Raw genomic sequence first — 16,010 nt, 5'->3', positions numbered from 1 at the left:
AGCGGGCCCGCCGGCACCGGGCCGGGCGGCGTCGCCGGGGCCGGTGTCCCGGTCCGTCAGGAGGCCTGCTCCCGGCGGGCCCGGCTCGGCTGGACCCGCTTGGGCTCGCCCGGCATCTTCGGGTACTCCGGCGGGTACGGCAGGTCGCCCAGGCCGTGGTCGCGCTCGTCGCGGCGGGCCAGCTCCAGCAGGGCCTCGAGGGAGTGGGCGTGGTCGTCCATGCCGGCGTGCACGTCGCCGAGTTCGGCGAAGCGGGCCGGCATGGTGGCGAGGTCGAAGTCCCGGGGCTCGGCCACACCGACCTCGTCCCAGCGCAGCGGCGCGGAGACGGGGGCGTGCGGGCGGGGCCGCACGGAGTACACGGAGGCGATGGTGCGGTCGCGGGCGGTCTGGTTGTAGTCGACGAAGATGCGCTCGCCGCGTTCCTCCTTCCACCACTTGGTGGTCACCCGGTCCGGCATCCGGCGTTCCATCTCCCGGCCGACCGCGATCGCGGCGCGGCGGACCTGGGTGAAGGTCCAGCGCGGTTCGATGGGGACGAAGACGTGCAGACCCCGGCCGCCGGAGGTCTTGGGCCAGCCGCGCAGGCCGCCGTGCTCCTCCAGGACGGCGCGCAGTTCGTGGGCGGCGCGGACGGCGTCGGCGTAGTCGGTGCCGGGCTGCGGGTCGAGGTCGATGCGCAGTTCGTCGGGGTGGTCGACGTCGCCGCGGCGCACCGGCCAGGGGTGGAAGGTGAGCGTGCCGTACTGGGCGGCCCACACCACGGCGGCCTCCTCGGTGGGGCACATCTCGTCGGCGCTGCGGCCGCTGGGGAAGGTGATGTGGGCGGTCGGGATCCAGTCGGGCATGCCCTTGGGGGCCCGCTTCTGGTAGAACCACTCGCCGCCCACGCCGTCCGGGTGGCGCTCCAGGGTGGTGGGGCGCTCGCGCAGGGCGCGCAGGATGCCGGGACCGACGGCGGCGTAGTACCGGGCGAGGTCCAGCTTGGTGAAGCCGCGCTCGGGGAAGAACACCTTGTCCGGGCTGGACAGCCGGACGGTCCGGCCGGCCACCTCCAGTTCCACCGCATCACCCATGCGGCCACGGTAGGCGCGCCCCGCACAGCACGCATACCGGGCGCACCCGTACGTATACGAGCAGAATCGTTCACATGGATCTCCCGGTGATGCCGCCCGTGAAGCCGATGCTCGCCAAGTCGGTGGCGAGGATCCCACCGGGCATGCACTACGAGGCGAAGTGGGACGGGTTCCGGGCGATCGTGTTCCGCGACGGCGACGAGGTCGAGTTGGGCAGCCGTACCGGCAAGCCCCTGACCCGGTACTTCCCGGAGCTGGTGGCGGCGCTGCGGGAGCGGGTGCCCCGGCGGTGCGTGCTGGACGGGGAGATCGTGATCGCGCGGGAGGGCCGGCTGGACTTCGACGCGCTGACCGAGCGCATCCATCCGGCTGACTCCCGGGTGCGGACGCTGGCGGAGCGGACGCCGGCCTCGTTCGTGGCGTTCGATCTGCTGGCCCTCGACGACCGGTCCCTGATGGACGCGCCCCTCACCGACCGGCGGGCCCTGCTGGACCGGGCGCTGGCCGGCGTGTCGGCGCCGGTCCACCTGGCCCCCGCGACGACGGACACCGAGGTGGCCGAGCGGTGGTTCGAGCAGTACGAGGGGGCCGGTCTGGACGGGATCGTCGCCAAGCCGCCGACCTTGCGCTACCGGCAGGACGAGCGGGCCATGTTCAAGATCAAGCACGAGCGGACCGCCGACGTGGTGGTGGCGGGCTACCGGTTCCACAGGAGCGGACCGGTGGTGGGCTCGCTCCTGCTCGGGCTGTACGACGACCGGGGCGCGCTGCAGCACGTGGGCGTGTCGGCCGCCTTCCCGATGAAGCGGCGCGCCGAGTTGGTCGAGGAACTCGAGCCGCTGCGGATGGACGACGCGAGCGGGCACCCGTGGGCGGCCTGGGGCGAGGAGGCGGCGCACGAGACGGCCCGGCTGCCGGGGGCACCGAGCCGCTGGTCGGGCGGGAAGGACCTGTCCTGGGTGCCGCTGCGTCCCGACCGGGTCGCCGAGGTCGCCTACGACCACATGGAGAACGGCGCCCGCTTCCGGCACACGGCGCGCTTCCGCCGCTGGCGCCCGGACCGCACACCGCGGAGCTGCACCTACGCCCAGTTGGAGGAGCCGGTGCGCTACGACCTGGCCGAGATCCTGGGCACCGGGGGCGGCAGCTCCCCGGCCCGCACCGGACCCTAGGGCCGCATGAGGATCTTGACCACGCGAACCACCCGCCCGGCCCCCGCGGCCGGCGCCCCGGCCCCTCCCCCGCCGCCCGCCGGGGTCACACCAGGAGCCCGATCGGCCCAGTGCACGCGCGCGGAACCCGTTGACCGGGTATGGCCCGCACTGTCCTGGCGAGCACACAATCGGCACATACGACGGGGAGACGACGGTGGGCATGCGACATGCGGCGCGCACGCGCCGCGCCGCGCTGGCGGCGGCACTGGTCGCCGTGACGACGGCGGCCTCACTCACGGCGGGCTGCACCCGGCACCGGCCGCCCGACGACGCCCGTGCCCCCGCGCGGACCGTCGCACCGAGCGCCTCCGGGACGCCCACGCCCACACCCACACCCACACCCGCGTCCAGGGCCGGTTCACCGCTCGCGGTGAAGATCGACAACGTGGCGGCGGCCCGTCCGCAGACCGGACTCGGCGCGGCCGACGTGGTGTACGCGGAGCAGGTCGAGGGCGGCCTGAGCCGCCTGATGGCGGTGTACGCCACCCGGCTGCCGAAGGCGGTCGGACCGGTGCGCAGCGCTCGCGAGTCGGATCTGGAGCTGCTGCGCCAGTTCCATGAGCCGACGCTGGCCTACTCGGGCGCCCAGCACAGGCTGCTGCCGCTGATCGGCCGGGCTCCGCTGCGGGCCGAGTCCCCGGACGACAGCGCGGACGCGTACTACCGGGGCGCCGGCCGGGCCGCACCGCACAACCTCTTTCTGCGTCCCGCCCGGCTGCTGCCCGCGGCCCCCGGCCGGCCCGCCCTGACCACGGGGTTCAGGTACGGCCCCGCACCCTCCGGCGGCTCCCCGGCCACGACGCGTACCGTGCGCTATCCGGCCGCGAGCTTCGCCTTCACCTGGTCCGCACGGCGGGGCGGCTGGCTGGTGTCGCTGGACGGCGGGCCCGCGGCGACGACGGACGCCGGGCGCCCGGCACCGGCGACCGTGGTCGTCCAGTACGTGAGGGTCCGCTCCTCGAGGTACCACGACATGCTCGGCAACCACACTCCCTACACCGAGACGGTCGGCTCGGGCAGGGCCGAGGTACTGCGGGACGGGCGGTCGTTCCAGGCGCGCTGGTCCCGGCCGGCCGCGACGGACGGCACGGAGTTCACCACGGTGGACGGCGGCCCGATGAACTTCGCCGACGGGCAGGTGTGGGTGGTGTTCGCCGCCGCCTCCCGCTGACCCGCCCGCCGGCCCCGCTGGAGGTTCCGCGGCACCCGCCGGTCCTCAGCGCAGCCCGCGCCCCGTCTCCAGCGCCTGCCGCGCCTGCGCCGCCAGACCGTCCGCCCCGCAGGAACGCGCCAGGGTCAGGCCCCGCTCGAGCTCCGCGACCGAGCGGGTCGCGATGCCGTACTCGACCCGGGCGGCCGCGTGCTCGTACTGGCAGGGCGAGGCCTCCAGATAGGCGACGGCCTGGGCGGCCAGGCGCACCGCGCGCTGGCCGGTCTCCAGGGCGGCGCACAGACGCAGGGCCTCGCCGATGGCGGTGTCGGTGCCGAACCGCTCGGCCTGCCGGCGGGCGTCCGCGGCGAGCCGGGCCGCGCGCGGCGGGTCCTGCACGGCCAGTGCCCTGGCGAGGTCGAGGGACCAGGGGGCGAGCACCGGGTTGTGACCGCCGCGGGACGTGGCGGTCTTCTCGGCGGCCTCCAGTTCGTTGATGCCGTCCTCGGTGCGGCCGACCGCGAGCAGCAGCCGTCCCCGCACGGAGCGGATGTCGGGCAGCACGATGGTGGACGGGTAGGGCGGGGCGAAGCCGTACCGCCCGGCGACGGACCAGGCCTCCTCGACGTCGCCGCGGGCCAGCAGGGTGTCGACCAGGCCGCAGGTCGCGGACCAGTACAGCGGCAGGCCGCGGCCGACGCGCTCGGCGAGCGCCAGCGCCTCGCGCAGCGTGGTCTCCGCGTCGCGCAGCCGGCCCTGCCGGCGGTAGGCGAGACCGAGGAAGGCGTTGGCCAGGGAGAGGTGGCCGCCTCGCCAGCCGGCACCGGTGTAGGCGCGCAGGGCCTCGGCGAACAGGCTCTCGGCGCGGTCGAGCCGGTCGGCGTAGGCGTACGCGCTGCCGAGCATCATCAGCAGCTCGATGCCCCACTCGCCGTCGGTCCAGCCGAGCCCGGGTGCCAGGCGGCCGTTGACCAGGGCACGGTCGCAGGACTGGACGACGTCCTCGGCGCTCTCGCCATGGGTCATGGCGTCGAAGCCGCGCAGGATCAGCAGGGCGCGCTCGGAGTTGTCCCGGCCGGTGCAGGTGGCGGCCAGTTGGGCCAGGCGCCGGGACCGTTCCTGGGAGACGGTCTCGCCGTGGATGCCCTCCCACATGAACTGCACGGCCTGCAGCCGCATCCGGACCGGGGACTCGGGGTGCCGGGCCGCCTCGGCCTCCACCGTGCGGACGGCCTCCTCCAGTTCGTCGTTGTGCAGCAGCGCCTGGGAGAGCCGGATGACGGCGTCGACCCGCTGCGTGTCGTCGAGACCGGGCATGGCCAGAGCGCTGCGCAGGTGGTCGACGGTGACGGCGGGCGCGGTCAGCAGGGTGGCCCGGCCCAGTTCGTAGAGCACGTGGGCGTGGACCTCGGAGCGCGGCGGCTCGCGCAGGGCGCGTTCCAGACAGCGGCGGGCCGCGTCCGGCGCGCCGACGGCCAGGTGCTCGCGGGCCGCCTCGCGGAGCTGCTCGACGAGTTCCTCGTCGTCGTCCGGGTGCACCTTCAGCAGGTGCCGGGACGCCTCCGCGGCGCCGTGCCCGGTCTCGGTGAGGATCTGGGCGGCGACCCCGTGCATCGCGGTGCACACCCCGGCCGGGATGGAGTCGTACACGGCGGACGCGATCAGCGGGTGCACGAACTCCAGTTCGCCGTCGCCGGACTCGGTGCCGGCCACCGGCTCGGGCTCGGTGAGGATACGGGCGGTGCCGAGCAGTTCGGCGCAGCTCCGGGCGACGTCGGTGCGCATTCCGGCGAGCCGGGCGACGAGGTCGACGGAGATGCCGGTGCCGAGGATGGCGGCCGCCCAGGCGAACCGGGTGGCCTCGATGCCGAGCCCCTTGAGCCGGTCGACGAGGCCGCCGCCGCGGGCGGAGCGGTTCAGGGCGCGCAGTTCGCCGGCCCGGGCCTCGACCGGCTCGACCTCGCTGTCCCGGACCTTGGCGAGGAGTTCGACGGTGTCGTAGGGGTTGCCGCCGGTGACGGCCCAGACCTCGCGGCAGAACGGGGCGTCGGCGTGCCGGCCGACGGTGGCGCGGGTCAGGCCCGCGGTGGCGTCCGGGGTGAGGGCGCTGAGGTTGACCGGTCGGGCCGCGGCGGCGGCCACCGCGTCGAGGTGCCGGGCGCTGTCGCCGCTCACGTCGCCGGGGCGGCGGGCGACCACGACCAGCACGGGCAGGTCGTCCATGCGCTCGGTGAACGCGGAGAGCCAGCGCAGCGTCTCGTGGTCGGCCCAGTGCGCGTCGTCGACCAGCAGGACCAGCGGCCACTCGCGCCGGGCGAGGCGGCGCACGGCGGCGACCAGTCCGTCGCACACGTACTGCGGGTCGGCGGTGCCCTCAAGGGGGTCCACTATGCCGAGGGCCGGCCCCGCGATGTCGTACCAGTCGCCCAGGTACTCCCGGGCCTCCCCCGGCAGCAGAGAGACCAGCGCGGGCTGCAGCAACTGCCGGACCACGTTGAACGGTACCGGCCTCAGCGTCTCGCCGCCCCGGGCGGACCACACGGTGCAGCCGCGGCGTTCGGCCATACGGCGGGTCTCGTTCAGCAGCGCGGTCTTGCCCAGACCGGCCTCGCCCCGGAAGACGAGCAGGCTGCCCGTGGACGACCCGTCGGCGCACAGGGCGTCGAGCGCCCTGGTGACCGTGGCGATCTCCGTGTCCCGCTCCCACAGGGGAGCCGAGCCGGTCGCCGACGGCCGTCCCTCCGTCATCCCGTTACCTCCCCGGGTCGCCCGAATGACGTACAGACCCCGAGCGTAGCCGTCCGGTGGGACGCGTGGTGACCGGTCGGGACACGTGTTGCCCCGTCGGGTGAAGAAAGTCGCGAGCGGGCGACGCGCGCCCCGCCCGCACGGCCGGTGCGCGGCGGACGCACCGTCAACAGGACGCGTGGTGAGCCGCTTTGCGAAGTGCCCGGCGCTGCCCGGGCCCGGGGCGCGCGACCGCGTGGCGCGCCGGGTGCCGACGGTCCGCGCGCCGGCGGCGGCAGCGGCGGGCGACCGCGTCGAGCGGTGACCGGTGCCGCCGCGGCCGAGGTTGCCCCGCCGCGGCACCGGTCCGGTGTCCACGGCCCCCGCCGTGCTCGGCGACCGGTTCCGCACCCCCGGGGCCGCGAGCGCGGCCGACTGGCCGGTACGGACGTACACCTCCTTCGCGTCCCCTGTCCCCCGGACCGGCCCGGGGCTCGCCCACTCCCTGTCCAACGCGGTGTTCTCCGGCTCGCGGGGCCGATCATCACGGAGGCGGTGCGGCGCACCGGGAATCCGGAGGTGCCCGCCCACCACGTGGCGGGGCCCGCGCGCCCAGCGCGCCGGCCCCGCTCAGGCGGCTCTCGGGAGAGGCGGGTTGAACGTGCGGGTGATCGGGCTGATGTCGGGGACGTCGTACGACGCCGTGGACGCGGCGGCGGCGGATCTGCGCCTCGACGGCGACACACTGGTGCTGGAGCCGCTGGGGATGGTGAGCACGCCGTACGGGGGTGGACTGCGGGCCGCTCTCGCGGCGGCGCTGCCGCCGTCCGCCGTCCCGCTCGCCGAGGTGTGCCGGCTCGACACCAGGATCGGGCAGGCGTTCGCCGCGGCGGCCGTCCGCGCCGACCGTGAACTCTGCGCCGGTCGCGGCGAGCTGGTGGCCTCGCACGGCCAGACCGTGCACCACTGGGCGGACGCGGGCCGGGTGCACGGCACGCTCCAGCTCGGGCAGCCCGCGTGGATCGCCGAGGCGACCGGGCTGCCGGTGGTCTCCGACTTCCGCGCCCGGGACGTGGCCGCCGGCGGTCAGGGCGCGCCGCTGGTGAGCCTGGTCGACCTGCTGTGGCTGCGGGGCAGGCCGGGCAGGCCCGTGGCGCTGAACATCGGCGGGATCGCCAACCTGACCGCGCCCGACGGCACGGCGTTCGACACCGGGCCGGGCTGCGCGCTGCTCGACGCGGCGGCCCGGCACTTCAGCGGCGGGCGGCTGGCCTGTGACACCGACGGCGCGCTGGCCGCGCGGGGCCGGCCGGACGGGGCGCTGCTCGACCGTCTGCTGGCGGAGCCCTACTACGCGCTCGAACCACCCAAGACGACCGGCAAGGAACTGTTCCACGCCGGGTATCTGCGGGCGGCCGGGGTGGACGCGCTGGCCGCCGAGGACGCGCTGGCCACGCTCACCTGGCTGACGGCCCGGACGGTGGCCGACGCGGTGCGCCGCGTCGGGGCGGGCGAGGTGGTGGCCTCGGGCGGGGGCACCCGCAACCCGGTGCTCATGTCCGCGCTGCGGGACGGGCTCCCCGGCGTGGCGGTGCGCGGCTCCGACGAGCTGGGCCTGCCCGCCCCCGCGAAGGAGGCGTACGCCTTCGCGGTGCTCGGCTTCCTCACCGCGCACGGCCTGCCCGGCACCGATCCGCGCAGCACCGGCGCCCGCCACCCGAGTGTGCTCGGCTCGGTGACTCCGGGGCGGGGCGGCCTGCGGCTGCCGCCGGCGGCGGGACGCGGGCCGGTGCGACTGGTCGTGGCCCGGTGACGGCGGCCGGCGGGCACCGGCGAGGAAATCTTCGAAGAAATGTCCCGGTACGAGAAGTTGGCTGCGGATCCTCTCATCCCGCTTTCACCGTCGCCTCATACGGTGGGGTCATGACGCAGGTGACTCCTCCCGGGTGGTACCCCGACCCCGGGCAGACGAATGACGGTCCGCCCACCGAGCGCTGGTGGGACGGCAAGGCCTGGACGGACCAGACCCGCCCCGCCGGTACGGCCGCCGCGTGGGGTCCTCCGGCGCAGCAGCCGGCCGGCACCGCGCAGCCGGGATATCCGGCGTACCAGCCGTACGGGGCGCAGCCGGGGCATCCGGCGTACCCGGCGTATCCGGCCCAGGCCCCCGCCGCTCCCCGGCGCGGGCTGCGCACGGGCATAGCCGTGGGAGCCGCCGCCGCGGTCCTGGTGAGCATCGGGGTCGGGGTGTACGCCCTGGCCCGGGGCGACGACGGCGGCGGCCGCGAGCGCGCGGGATCCCAGCAGGGGCAGGGCGGCCGGCCCGGCGGTCGGGGCGGCCCCGACGGCGGTCCCGGGGGCTCCGGCCGTGACGGCGGGCCGGGCGGGTCGCCCGCGCCCCGGGGCCCCGGGGCCCCGAAGATCCAGGGTGGCGGCAGCGTGCCCGATCCGTTCAACGGCATCAGTCTGCCGGTACCGAAGGGGTGGACCGGGGAGTCGATCGGCGTCGGCGCCCAGGTGACCTCAGGCGACTCCTACAAGTGCCCCGGCGACAGGGCACAGACCTGTACCGCGGGCGGCGCCTACACCGCGCCCGCCGTCGCCCTCAAGGCGAAGGGCGACAGCGCCGAGGAGGTCGCCAGGGCGGACATCGCGGCCAACGCCAAGCGCTCCTACGGCGGCACCACCTACGGCGGCATCACCTCGCACGAGGAGCTGGCGGCCAAGGCGGTGACGGTGGCCGGGCAGAAGGGCTACGCGGTGCGCTGGAAGGCGGTCACCAGCAAGGGCGCCGACGGCTACGTCGAGTCGGTGGCGTTCCCCTCGCCCAACGACGCCGAGCGGATGGTCGTGGTGCGCTTCGGCGTGGACGTCGGCCAGGACGTGTCGGTCATCGACGAGATCCTCAAGGGCATCAAGGTCTCGGCGGGCGGCGGGAGCGGCCGGGACGTCTGAGTCCCGAGTCCGTCCCGGTGAGAAGGTCGGCCGGGTGGGGCGCCCCTCCGCTCAAGGGGAACCCCACCCGGCCGGGGGGTGTGCGCCGCCCCCGTCCCCACGGTGCGGCGCCGGCAGGTCACCGTTCAGTCATCCCGTGAACGGCGGCCTGGGTCCGGTGTCAGTCCGAGCGCGGGCAGCACGGCGGCCTCCACGAAGCGGACGAGGTAGTCGGCGTCGGCGTACTGGCCACTCAGCACCGGCCGGACGCGCAGCACGCCGAACATCATGGCCGGGACGTACTCCAGCGCGGGATGGTCCGCGGGCACCTCGCCGCGCTCCACGCCCCGCGCCAGCATCTCCCGCAGCTCGGCGATCTCGGGCAGGACCAGTGCCTCGCGCAGCGCCTGCGCCAGTTCGTGGTCGGCCGTGACCGCGTGGCCCAGCGCCTGCAGCAGCCGGGTGTCCTTGTCGGACCAGTCGCCCGCGGCCCGCGCGGCCAGCCGCAGGTCCTCGGCGAGCGATCCGGTGTCGATGCCGGCGAAGCGCACCTTGCGGTTGGCCCGCAGCGCGGCCGCCACGAACTGGGGTTTGGTCTTCCACTGCCGGTAGAGCGTGGACTTGCTGCACCGGGTGGTGTGGGCGACGCCCTCCATGGTCACGGAGTCGTAGCCGCACTCGCGGATCTGCTCCAGCACGGCGTCGAAGAACTCCCGCTCACGCTCGGGCGTGATCTTGGAGCGGCGCGAGGCGGCGACCGTGTCCGGTCCGTCTTCGGCCTGCGACGTCATGCGGTGCCTCTCCTCGGTCCGTGCCGGGTCGTGCCCGGGTCTCCAGTGTGTCGCACTTCAATCGATACGCCAGTGTACCGGTACTCAAGCGTATCGGTACACTGGCGTATCGGTACGGAGACGTATCGATGAGTTCGGGCCCGGAGACGGGGCCCGGCCCGCACCACCACCCGCACGACCGTCAGCGAAGGGGCCGGGGGATGAATGCCCGAACCGAGCCTGCGACAGCGGAGCCGGCCGCGACAGCGCCCGCGCGCCCGCCGCTCACCCGCGAGCTCCTGCTCGTCGCCGGACTCTTCCTCGTCTACAAACTCGGGCGGCAGCTCGCCGTCGGCCACACCGCGGCCGCCTTCCACAACGCCCACCGCGTCTGGGACCTCGAACGGGCCGCGCACCTGCCCGACGAGACCTCCGTGCAGTCCGCGCTCCTCCACGGCGACCTCCTCGTCCACCTGGCGAACACCTACTACGCGGCCGTCCACTTCCCGGCCACCCTGGCCTTCCTGGTCTGGCTCTACGTCAAGCGCCCCGCCCACTACGTCTGGGCCCGGCGGGTACTGGCGGCGGTCACCGCGGCCGCCCTGGTACTGCCGTTCACGTTCCCGCTGGCTCCGCCGCGGATGCTGACCGGCACCGGCCTGCTGGACACCGCCCGGATATACGGGCCCTCGGTCTACGGACCGCCGGCCGGCGACCATCTGTCCAACCAGTTCGCGGCGATGCCCTCGCTGCACTTCGGCTGGGCGCTGATGGTGGCGGTGGGCCTCATGTCGGCCACCCGCTCGCGGCTGCGCCGGCTGTGGCTGCTGCATCCGCTGGTCACCCTGCTGGTGATCGTGGGCACGGCCAACCACTACTGGGTCGACGCACTGGCGGCGGCCGCCATGCTCGGCATCGCGCTCGCGGTCGTCCGGGCGCCGCGGCACACCCCGGGCAGGACCGGAGGCGGCCCGCGACTGCCCGCCCAGCGCCGGCCGGTCCTGGCGGGAGCCGGCCGATGAGCGCCGCCACCCTGCTGGCCCTCGGCCTGTCCCTGGTCTCCGCCGTCGCCTACGCGGCGGCCGCCGTGGCCCAGGAGCGCCTCGCCTCCCGCGGCCCCGGCACGGGCCTGGTGCGACTGCTCGGCACCGGCGCGTGGTGGGCGGCGGTCGGCCTGAACGCCGGCGCCGCGCTGCTGCACGTGGTCGCCCTCAAGTACGGTCCGCTGACCGCCGTCCAGCCGCTCGGGGCGCTCACCCTGGTCGCGGCCGTGCCGCTCGGAGCGCGGGCGGCCGGGCGGCGGGTCAGCACGGTGGAGTGGCGCGGCACGGCGCTCACCCTGCTGGGGCTCGCGGCGGTGCTGGTCAGCGCCTCGGGTCCGGCGCCCGAACAGATACTGAGCCTGCCCGAGGCGCTGGCGGTCGCCGGCACGACGGCCACCCTGATCGGCCTGCTGTCCCGGCCGGGTGCCCGGCCGGGCCTGCGGCACGCCACCGCCTCGGGCTTCGCCTCGGGGGTCGCCTCGGCCCTCACCCAGACGGTGACGGTGGCGGCCACGGACCACTCCGGTTCCGGCCCGGGTCTCGAGGTGATCGTGGTCGCGGTCCTCGTCGCGGCGTTCTCCACCGGCGGACTGCTGCTGTCCCAGACGGCCTACCGCGGCGGCCTCGGCGCCCCGCTGGCGATGGTCACCCTGGCCAACCCGGTGGCCGCCGCGGTCATCGGACTGACCCTGCTCGGGCAGGGCCTGCGGGGAGGTGCCGGCGGAGTGCTGCTGGCGCTGGGCGGGGCCGGTCTGGCCGCCCGGGGCGTGCTCCTGCTGACCCGGGCCGCATCCGCGCCCGGCGGCCCCGCGCCGCACGACGACGAGCACCCGGTCGCGGCGGTCCTGGCCCTGGAGCCGGGCACGGCGGCACCGGAACCGGCGCTGGTGCCCCGGCAGCCGGGGCAGCCGGGGCACCTCACCGCGCTCTGAACGCCGGCCGGCGGCGGCCGGTGCCCGCGGGTCCTCCGCACGCACCGGCCGCCGCCGGGCTTCCCTCGGGACCGTGTCCCGGCGGGACGGTCAGCCCCAGCCGCGCGAGTCCTGCTTGAGGGCGGTGTCGACGGTCAGGGCCGTCGCCACCACGAGGCTCAGCAGCGGCTCGGGGAGCTGGTAGTGGATCTGCAGGACGTAGTTGTCCGCGGTCGTGAACAGCGTCTTGGCGAGGCCTTCCCAGGTCTTGGTGATCCGGGCGACCTCGTTGTCGGCGTGGTCGACGATGGCGAAGTTCCAAGCCCGCCAGTTCTCCGCCTTGATCGCGCCGACCTGCTGGCCGTTCGCGTTCATCGCGAAGTTGATCTTCCCGATCATGTTCTTCTGCACGATCTCGCCGACCGGCGAGCCGTCCGGGCGGGTCACGATGACCCGGGACTTGAAGATCTTCGCGGGCCGGGTGAGCACGAGCTGCGGCCGGCCCTGGGCGTCGCGGATCTCCAGCTTGTGGGTCATGAACTGGTCGAGGCTGGAGACGAAGCGCAGGATCTTCTTCAGCGCGCTCTGGCCGACCTCGGTGACCGCGCCGAGCTCGCGGCCGCTCTGATCCATGACCTTGTACTCGTTGGTCAGCTCGATCAGCTTGGCCTTCTGGTTCACCACCAGGACCGGTTCGGTGAAGAGAGTCCCGCCGCCGGGACCGCCGGCCGCGACGCCCGCCTGCTTCTGCACCTGGCGCTGCACCTTGGCGTCACCGGTCTGCTGCGGCGGGATGTGGGCGGCCGGCTGCTGCGGAGCGGCCGGCGGAGCCTGGCCGGCGCCCTGCTGCGCCGGGTTGGTGTGCTCGGTCCACTGGGTGCCGTCCCAGTAGCGCAGCGTCTGGGCCGCTCCGTGCGGATCGGGGTACCAGCCTGCAGGAGTGTTCGATTGCGTGGTCACCGGGGCACACTACCCTGATGTGACCAGTACCTGACCAGCCCGCCCGGAGCGGCGCTCATCGCCCGTTCACTCCGTGATGACGGCCGGGTCGCTGACGCCGGGGCGCCCGTTCTCCACGTGACCGGCGAAGCCGCGCAGGAACGCCGGGTCGGCGTCCGTGGTGACGGTGAGGTCGTACCAGCGCCGGCTGGACGCGAGCCGCACGGTCCGCCGCACGGTGGCTCCGGCCCGCACCGTCACCGTGACCGGGTCGCCGCCGTAGCCGTCGAAGAGCTTCAGCCGTGCCGTGCCGGAGCCCCGGTTGGTGAAGGCGAGCTCCACGTCGTCACCGGTGTGCCGGGCCGTGACCTCCGGTCCGGCCGTGCCGTTGCGCCCCTTGAACAGCCGCAGGAAGCCGTTCGGACCGTGCACGGCGAGGTCGTAGGAGCCGCCCGAGTACACCGAGTTCCAGGTGTCGGCGAGGCTCTCGCCGGCCTCGGTGGTGTACGTCCAGGGGCCGTCGCCGCGGTTGCCCGAGGTGACGAGGAACGCGGCTCCCGCGTGCGCGCCGGAGGCGAAGGTGAGGGTGAACCTGCCGGCCGCCGGGTCCGCCGAGCCGTCCACCGCGGGGGCGTACTTGAGCGGACGGGTGGGCCGGCTGCCGCGCTCCTGCCGGGGCAGCGCGGGCGTGGCGGGCGGAGTGGGCACGTAGTCGGGGTGACGGGCGTGGTCCGGCGGCCGGTAGCCGTCCGTGGACGGCAGCGCCACCGGAGCGGTGTCCCTGCGGGAGAAGTCGAAGGCGGAGGTCAGGTCCCCGCATATGGCCCGGCGCCAGGGCGAGATGTTCGGCTCCCGGACGCCGAAGCGGTTCTCGATGAACCGGATGATCGAGGTGTGGTCGAAGGTCTCGGAGCAGACGTAACCACCCCTGCTCCAGGGGGAGACGACCAGCATCGGGACCCGCTGGCCCAGTCCGTAGGGGCCGGCGGCGTGGCTGCCGTCCCCCCTGAACAGGTCCGGCGCGGGGTCGACGGTCGACCGGCCGCGGGCGGCGGAGGCCGGCGGGAAGGGCGGGATGACGTGGTCGAAGAAGCCGTCGTTCTCGTCGTAGGTGATGAACAGCGCCGTCCTCGCCCACACCTCCGGGTCGGAGGTGAGCGCGTCGAGCACCTGGGAGATGTACCAGGCGCCGTAGTTGGCCGGCCAGTTGGGGTGCTCGGTGAAGGCCTCGGGGGCGACGATCCAGGAGACCTGCGGCAGCTTCCCGGAGCCCACGTCGGCGCGGAGCCGGTCGAAGAAGCCCTCTCCCTTGCGCGCGTCGGTGCCGGTGCGGGCCTTGTCGTGGAGCGGACTGCCCGGCTCGGCGTTCCGGTACCGGTCGAAGTACAGCAGTGAGTTGTCGCCGTAGTTGCCGCGGTAGGCGTCGTCGATCCAGCCCCATCCGCCGTGCGCGTCCAGCCCGTCGCCGACGTCCTGGTAGATCCGCCAGGAGATCCCGGCCCGCTCCAGGCGCTCGGGGTACGTGGTCCAGCCGTAGCCCGCCTCCTCGTTGCCGAGGACCGGGCCGCCGCCCTCGCCGTCGTTCCCGGTGTAGCCGGTCCACATGTAGTAGCGGTTGGGGTCGGTGGAACCGATGAACGAGCAGTGGTAGGCGTCGCAGACGGTGAAGGCGTCGGCGAGCGCGTAGTGGAAGGGGATGTCGTCGCGCGTCAGGTACGCCATCGTCGTCGGGGACTTGGCGGGCACCCACATGTCGTACCTGCCGCCGGCGAACGCGGTGTGGCCGTCGTTCCAGCCGTGCGGGAGGTCCTGGATGAAGGCGAGACCGAGGTCGTCCGCGTCCGGGTGGAACGGGAGGATGTCCTTCGTGCCGTCGGACTGCTGCCAGACGGACCTGCCGTTCTGGGTGACCGGCCGGGGGTCGCCGAAGCCCCGGACGCCCCTGAGCTTGCCGAAGTAGTGGTCGAACGAACGGTTCTCCTGCATCAGGACGACGATGTGCTCGACGTCCCGGACCGAACCCGTGCGGTGGTGGGCGGGCAGTGCGGCCGCTCGCTGGATGCTGCCGGACAGCGCGGTGAACGCCGTCGTGGCGCCCGCGAGCTGCAGGAAGCGGCGCCGGTTGACTTCGGACATGGGTGAGGTCCTCTCATCCTGACGTGGGGGCTGCCGTCAGATGACGGAATCTGCGCGAAGTGAGTGTTCCAAGAGCAGCAAACGTCAGGGAAGTATCTGGTGGCACCCGTGTGAAACCCGGCGGTCCGCCCGGGGCCGCCGGACGCGGTGGGGTGCTGCGCGCACCCGGCGCGCCTCAGTTCGCCGGGCACGCCTCCGCCTCGCCGAACTGCCCGGCCGGCCGGTGCGTGTGGGCACTGGCGGACAGCCGGAGCCGGCGCGGGTCCGTACCGCTCGGGAGGGAGACGGTGGCGGTGTCGCCAGTGGCGGGGCCGAAGCGGTAGCCCCGCGCGGACGGGTGCCGCGGGACCGGCGGTGGAGCCTTCCGGCCCGGTCCCGTCGGCGACCTGAACGCCGACGGAACCGGGTCAGTCCACGGGGGCCGGAACGACCGCCAGATGCGTTCCGGCGCCACGGGTGCGACGCTGACGGCGGGCGGTACCGGCCGGGCGGCGGGTGTCGCGCAGCACCATCGTCAGCCGGGTGCAGCCGATCTCCTGGAGGGTGCGGGGCGTCTCGTCGACGATCCGGCACTCGGTGGCGCCCCGGCGGGGGTCGGGGTGGTGCAGCAGGCGTACGGCGCCGTCGATCCGGGTCGCGGCCTCGCCGACGGCACGGATCCAGTGCGGCAGGCCCTGCCGGTAGGCCGCATCCATGATCGGGTCCTGGCCGATGTCCCGGCGGATGGCCTGGAGTTCGCGGTCGTGGCCCGAGCCGTCCAGTGCGGCCTTCAGCTGGGCCAGCATCGGCAGGCACCAGCTCTGCTCGTGGTCACCGAGGATGCCGCCGGCGTCGGGGTGGAACAGTACGAAGCGCAGGAAGTTGCCCTCGGGCATGGCGGTCGGGTGCGGGCGCACACCGCCGAACAGCGTCCCGTAGGCGCCGTTGGCCAGCATGACGTTCCAGCGATGGTCGACGACCAGGGACGGGAAGGGGACGGCCTCCACCAGCTCGGCGTAGTCCTGGAGGTACGCCTGGACCTCGCAGCCCTCGGAGACGGGTCGCGGCGCCGGCCACCGTCCTCCTGCCTGATGTGCCATCGGGAGGTCATCACCCCTCTTGCCTCTGCCG

12 protein-coding genes are annotated in these 16,010 nt (G+C 74.5%); 6 read left to right on the top strand and 6 right to left on the bottom strand.

From position 1 onward, the window contains the following. Positions 1 to 56: 56 nt before the first annotated feature. Positions 57 to 1,076, bottom strand: a complete 1,020-nt coding sequence (gene ligD, locus MXD57_RS19985; protein WP_250402902.1) for a non-homologous end-joining DNA ligase — start codon at positions 1,074 to 1,076, stop codon at positions 57 to 59. A gap of 74 nt (positions 1,077 to 1,150) precedes the next feature. On the opposite strand from ligD, the gene MXD57_RS19980 reads away from it, so the two are divergent. Both MXD57_RS19980 and MXD57_RS19975 read left to right on the top strand, forming a co-directional pair. Next, positions 1,151 to 2,248, top strand: a complete 1,098-nt coding sequence (locus MXD57_RS19980) for an ATP-dependent DNA ligase (RefSeq protein ID WP_250402901.1) — start codon at positions 1,151 to 1,153, stop codon at positions 2,246 to 2,248. Between the two features lie 202 nt (positions 2,249 to 2,450). Further along, positions 2,451 to 3,461, top strand: coding sequence for a DUF3048 domain-containing protein (locus tag MXD57_RS19975; RefSeq protein WP_250402900.1), 1,011 nt, complete (start codon positions 2,451 to 2,453; stop codon positions 3,459 to 3,461). A 45-nt stretch (positions 3,462 to 3,506) separates the two neighbouring features. On the opposite strand, the gene MXD57_RS19970 is transcribed toward MXD57_RS19975, so the two are convergent. Then, entirely contained in the window at positions 3,507 to 6,188 is a 2,682-nt protein-coding gene (locus MXD57_RS19970) for an ATP-binding protein (RefSeq protein WP_250402899.1), read from the bottom strand. 640 nt (positions 6,189 to 6,828) lie between these two features. On the opposite strand from MXD57_RS19970, the gene MXD57_RS19965 reads away from it, so the two are divergent. Then, a complete protein-coding gene (locus MXD57_RS19965; protein ID WP_250403003.1) occupies positions 6,829 to 7,980 on the top strand; it encodes an anhydro-N-acetylmuramic acid kinase in 1,152 nt (383 codons plus the stop codon). A 110-nt stretch (positions 7,981 to 8,090) separates the two neighbouring features. Continuing rightward, entirely contained in the window at positions 8,091 to 9,122 is a 1,032-nt protein-coding gene (locus MXD57_RS19960) for a DUF2510 domain-containing protein (protein ID WP_250402898.1), read from the top strand. Positions 9,123 to 9,247: 125 nt separating this feature from the next. Here the strand turns inward: MXD57_RS19960 and MXD57_RS19955 are convergent, their stop codons facing one another. Beyond that, a complete protein-coding gene (locus MXD57_RS19955; protein WP_250402897.1) occupies positions 9,248 to 9,892 on the bottom strand; it encodes a TetR/AcrR family transcriptional regulator in 645 nt (214 codons plus the stop codon). Positions 9,893 to 10,092: 200 nt separating this feature from the next. Between MXD57_RS19955 and MXD57_RS19950 the strand changes: the two genes are divergently transcribed. Beyond that, entirely contained in the window at positions 10,093 to 10,893 is an 801-nt protein-coding gene (locus MXD57_RS19950; protein WP_250402896.1) for a phosphatase PAP2 family protein, read from the top strand. After that, the gene (locus tag MXD57_RS19945; protein ID WP_250402895.1) at positions 10,890 to 11,846 is read left to right on the top strand and encodes a hypothetical protein; all 957 of its coding nucleotides are present in this window, start codon (positions 10,890 to 10,892) and stop codon (positions 11,844 to 11,846) included. Before MXD57_RS19950 ends, MXD57_RS19945 begins: the two co-directional genes overlap by 4 nt. Positions 11,847 to 11,936: 90 nt before the next feature. On the opposite strand, the gene MXD57_RS19940 is transcribed toward MXD57_RS19945, so the two are convergent. The 3 genes from MXD57_RS19940 to MXD57_RS19930 all read right to left on the bottom strand — a co-directional run bounded on the left by MXD57_RS19940 (position 11,937) and on the right by MXD57_RS19930 (position 15,979). Next, the gene (locus MXD57_RS19940) at positions 11,937 to 12,785 is read right to left on the bottom strand and encodes a phospholipid scramblase-related protein (RefSeq protein WP_250402894.1); all 849 of its coding nucleotides are present in this window, start codon (positions 12,783 to 12,785) and stop codon (positions 11,937 to 11,939) included. Between the two features lie 66 nt (positions 12,786 to 12,851). Next, positions 12,852 to 14,900, bottom strand: a complete 2,049-nt coding sequence (locus MXD57_RS19935) for a phosphocholine-specific phospholipase C (protein WP_250402893.1) — start codon at positions 14,898 to 14,900, stop codon at positions 12,852 to 12,854. Between the two features lie 407 nt (positions 14,901 to 15,307). Beyond that, positions 15,308 to 15,979: an MmyB family transcriptional regulator gene (locus tag MXD57_RS19930; RefSeq protein ID WP_250402892.1), complete on the bottom strand. Its 672-nt coding sequence runs from the start codon at positions 15,977 to 15,979 to the stop codon at positions 15,308 to 15,310. Positions 15,980 to 16,010 lie beyond the last annotated feature (31 nt).

Source organism: Streptomyces cellostaticus, from assembly GCF_023630175.1.
Classification (GTDB): domain Bacteria; phylum Actinomycetota; class Actinomycetes; order Streptomycetales; family Streptomycetaceae; genus Streptomyces; species Streptomyces cellostaticus_A.
Note: the sequence above shows the minus strand (reverse complement) of the source record. Positions and strands in the feature narration are given on the sequence as shown.

Excerpts from the sequence above, each read along its gene's own strand:
- ligD (WP_250402902.1), bottom strand. The coding sequence starts at position 1,076 with ATGGGTGATGCGGTGGAACTGGAGGTGGCCGGCCGGACCGTCCGGCTG.
- MXD57_RS19980 (WP_250402901.1), top strand. The coding sequence starts at position 1,151 with ATGGATCTCCCGGTGATGCCGCCCGTGAAGCCGATGCTCGCCAAGTCG.
- MXD57_RS19975 (WP_250402900.1), top strand. The coding sequence starts at position 2,451 with ATGCGACATGCGGCGCGCACGCGCCGCGCCGCGCTGGCGGCGGCACTG.
- MXD57_RS19970 (WP_250402899.1), bottom strand. The coding sequence starts at position 6,188 with ATGACGGAGGGACGGCCGTCGGCGACCGGCTCGGCTCCCCTGTGGGAG.
- MXD57_RS19960 (WP_250402898.1), top strand. The coding sequence starts at position 8,091 with ATGACGCAGGTGACTCCTCCCGGGTGGTACCCCGACCCCGGGCAGACG.
- MXD57_RS19955 (WP_250402897.1), bottom strand. The coding sequence starts at position 9,892 with ATGACGTCGCAGGCCGAAGACGGACCGGACACGGTCGCCGCCTCGCGC.
- MXD57_RS19950 (WP_250402896.1), top strand. The coding sequence starts at position 10,093 with ATGAATGCCCGAACCGAGCCTGCGACAGCGGAGCCGGCCGCGACAGCG.
- MXD57_RS19945 (WP_250402895.1), top strand. The coding sequence starts at position 10,890 with ATGAGCGCCGCCACCCTGCTGGCCCTCGGCCTGTCCCTGGTCTCCGCC.
- MXD57_RS19935 (WP_250402893.1), bottom strand. The coding sequence starts at position 14,900 with ATGTCCGAAGTCAACCGGCGCCGCTTCCTGCAGCTCGCGGGCGCCACG.
- MXD57_RS19930 (WP_250402892.1), bottom strand. The coding sequence starts at position 15,979 with ATGGCACATCAGGCAGGAGGACGGTGGCCGGCGCCGCGACCCGTCTCC.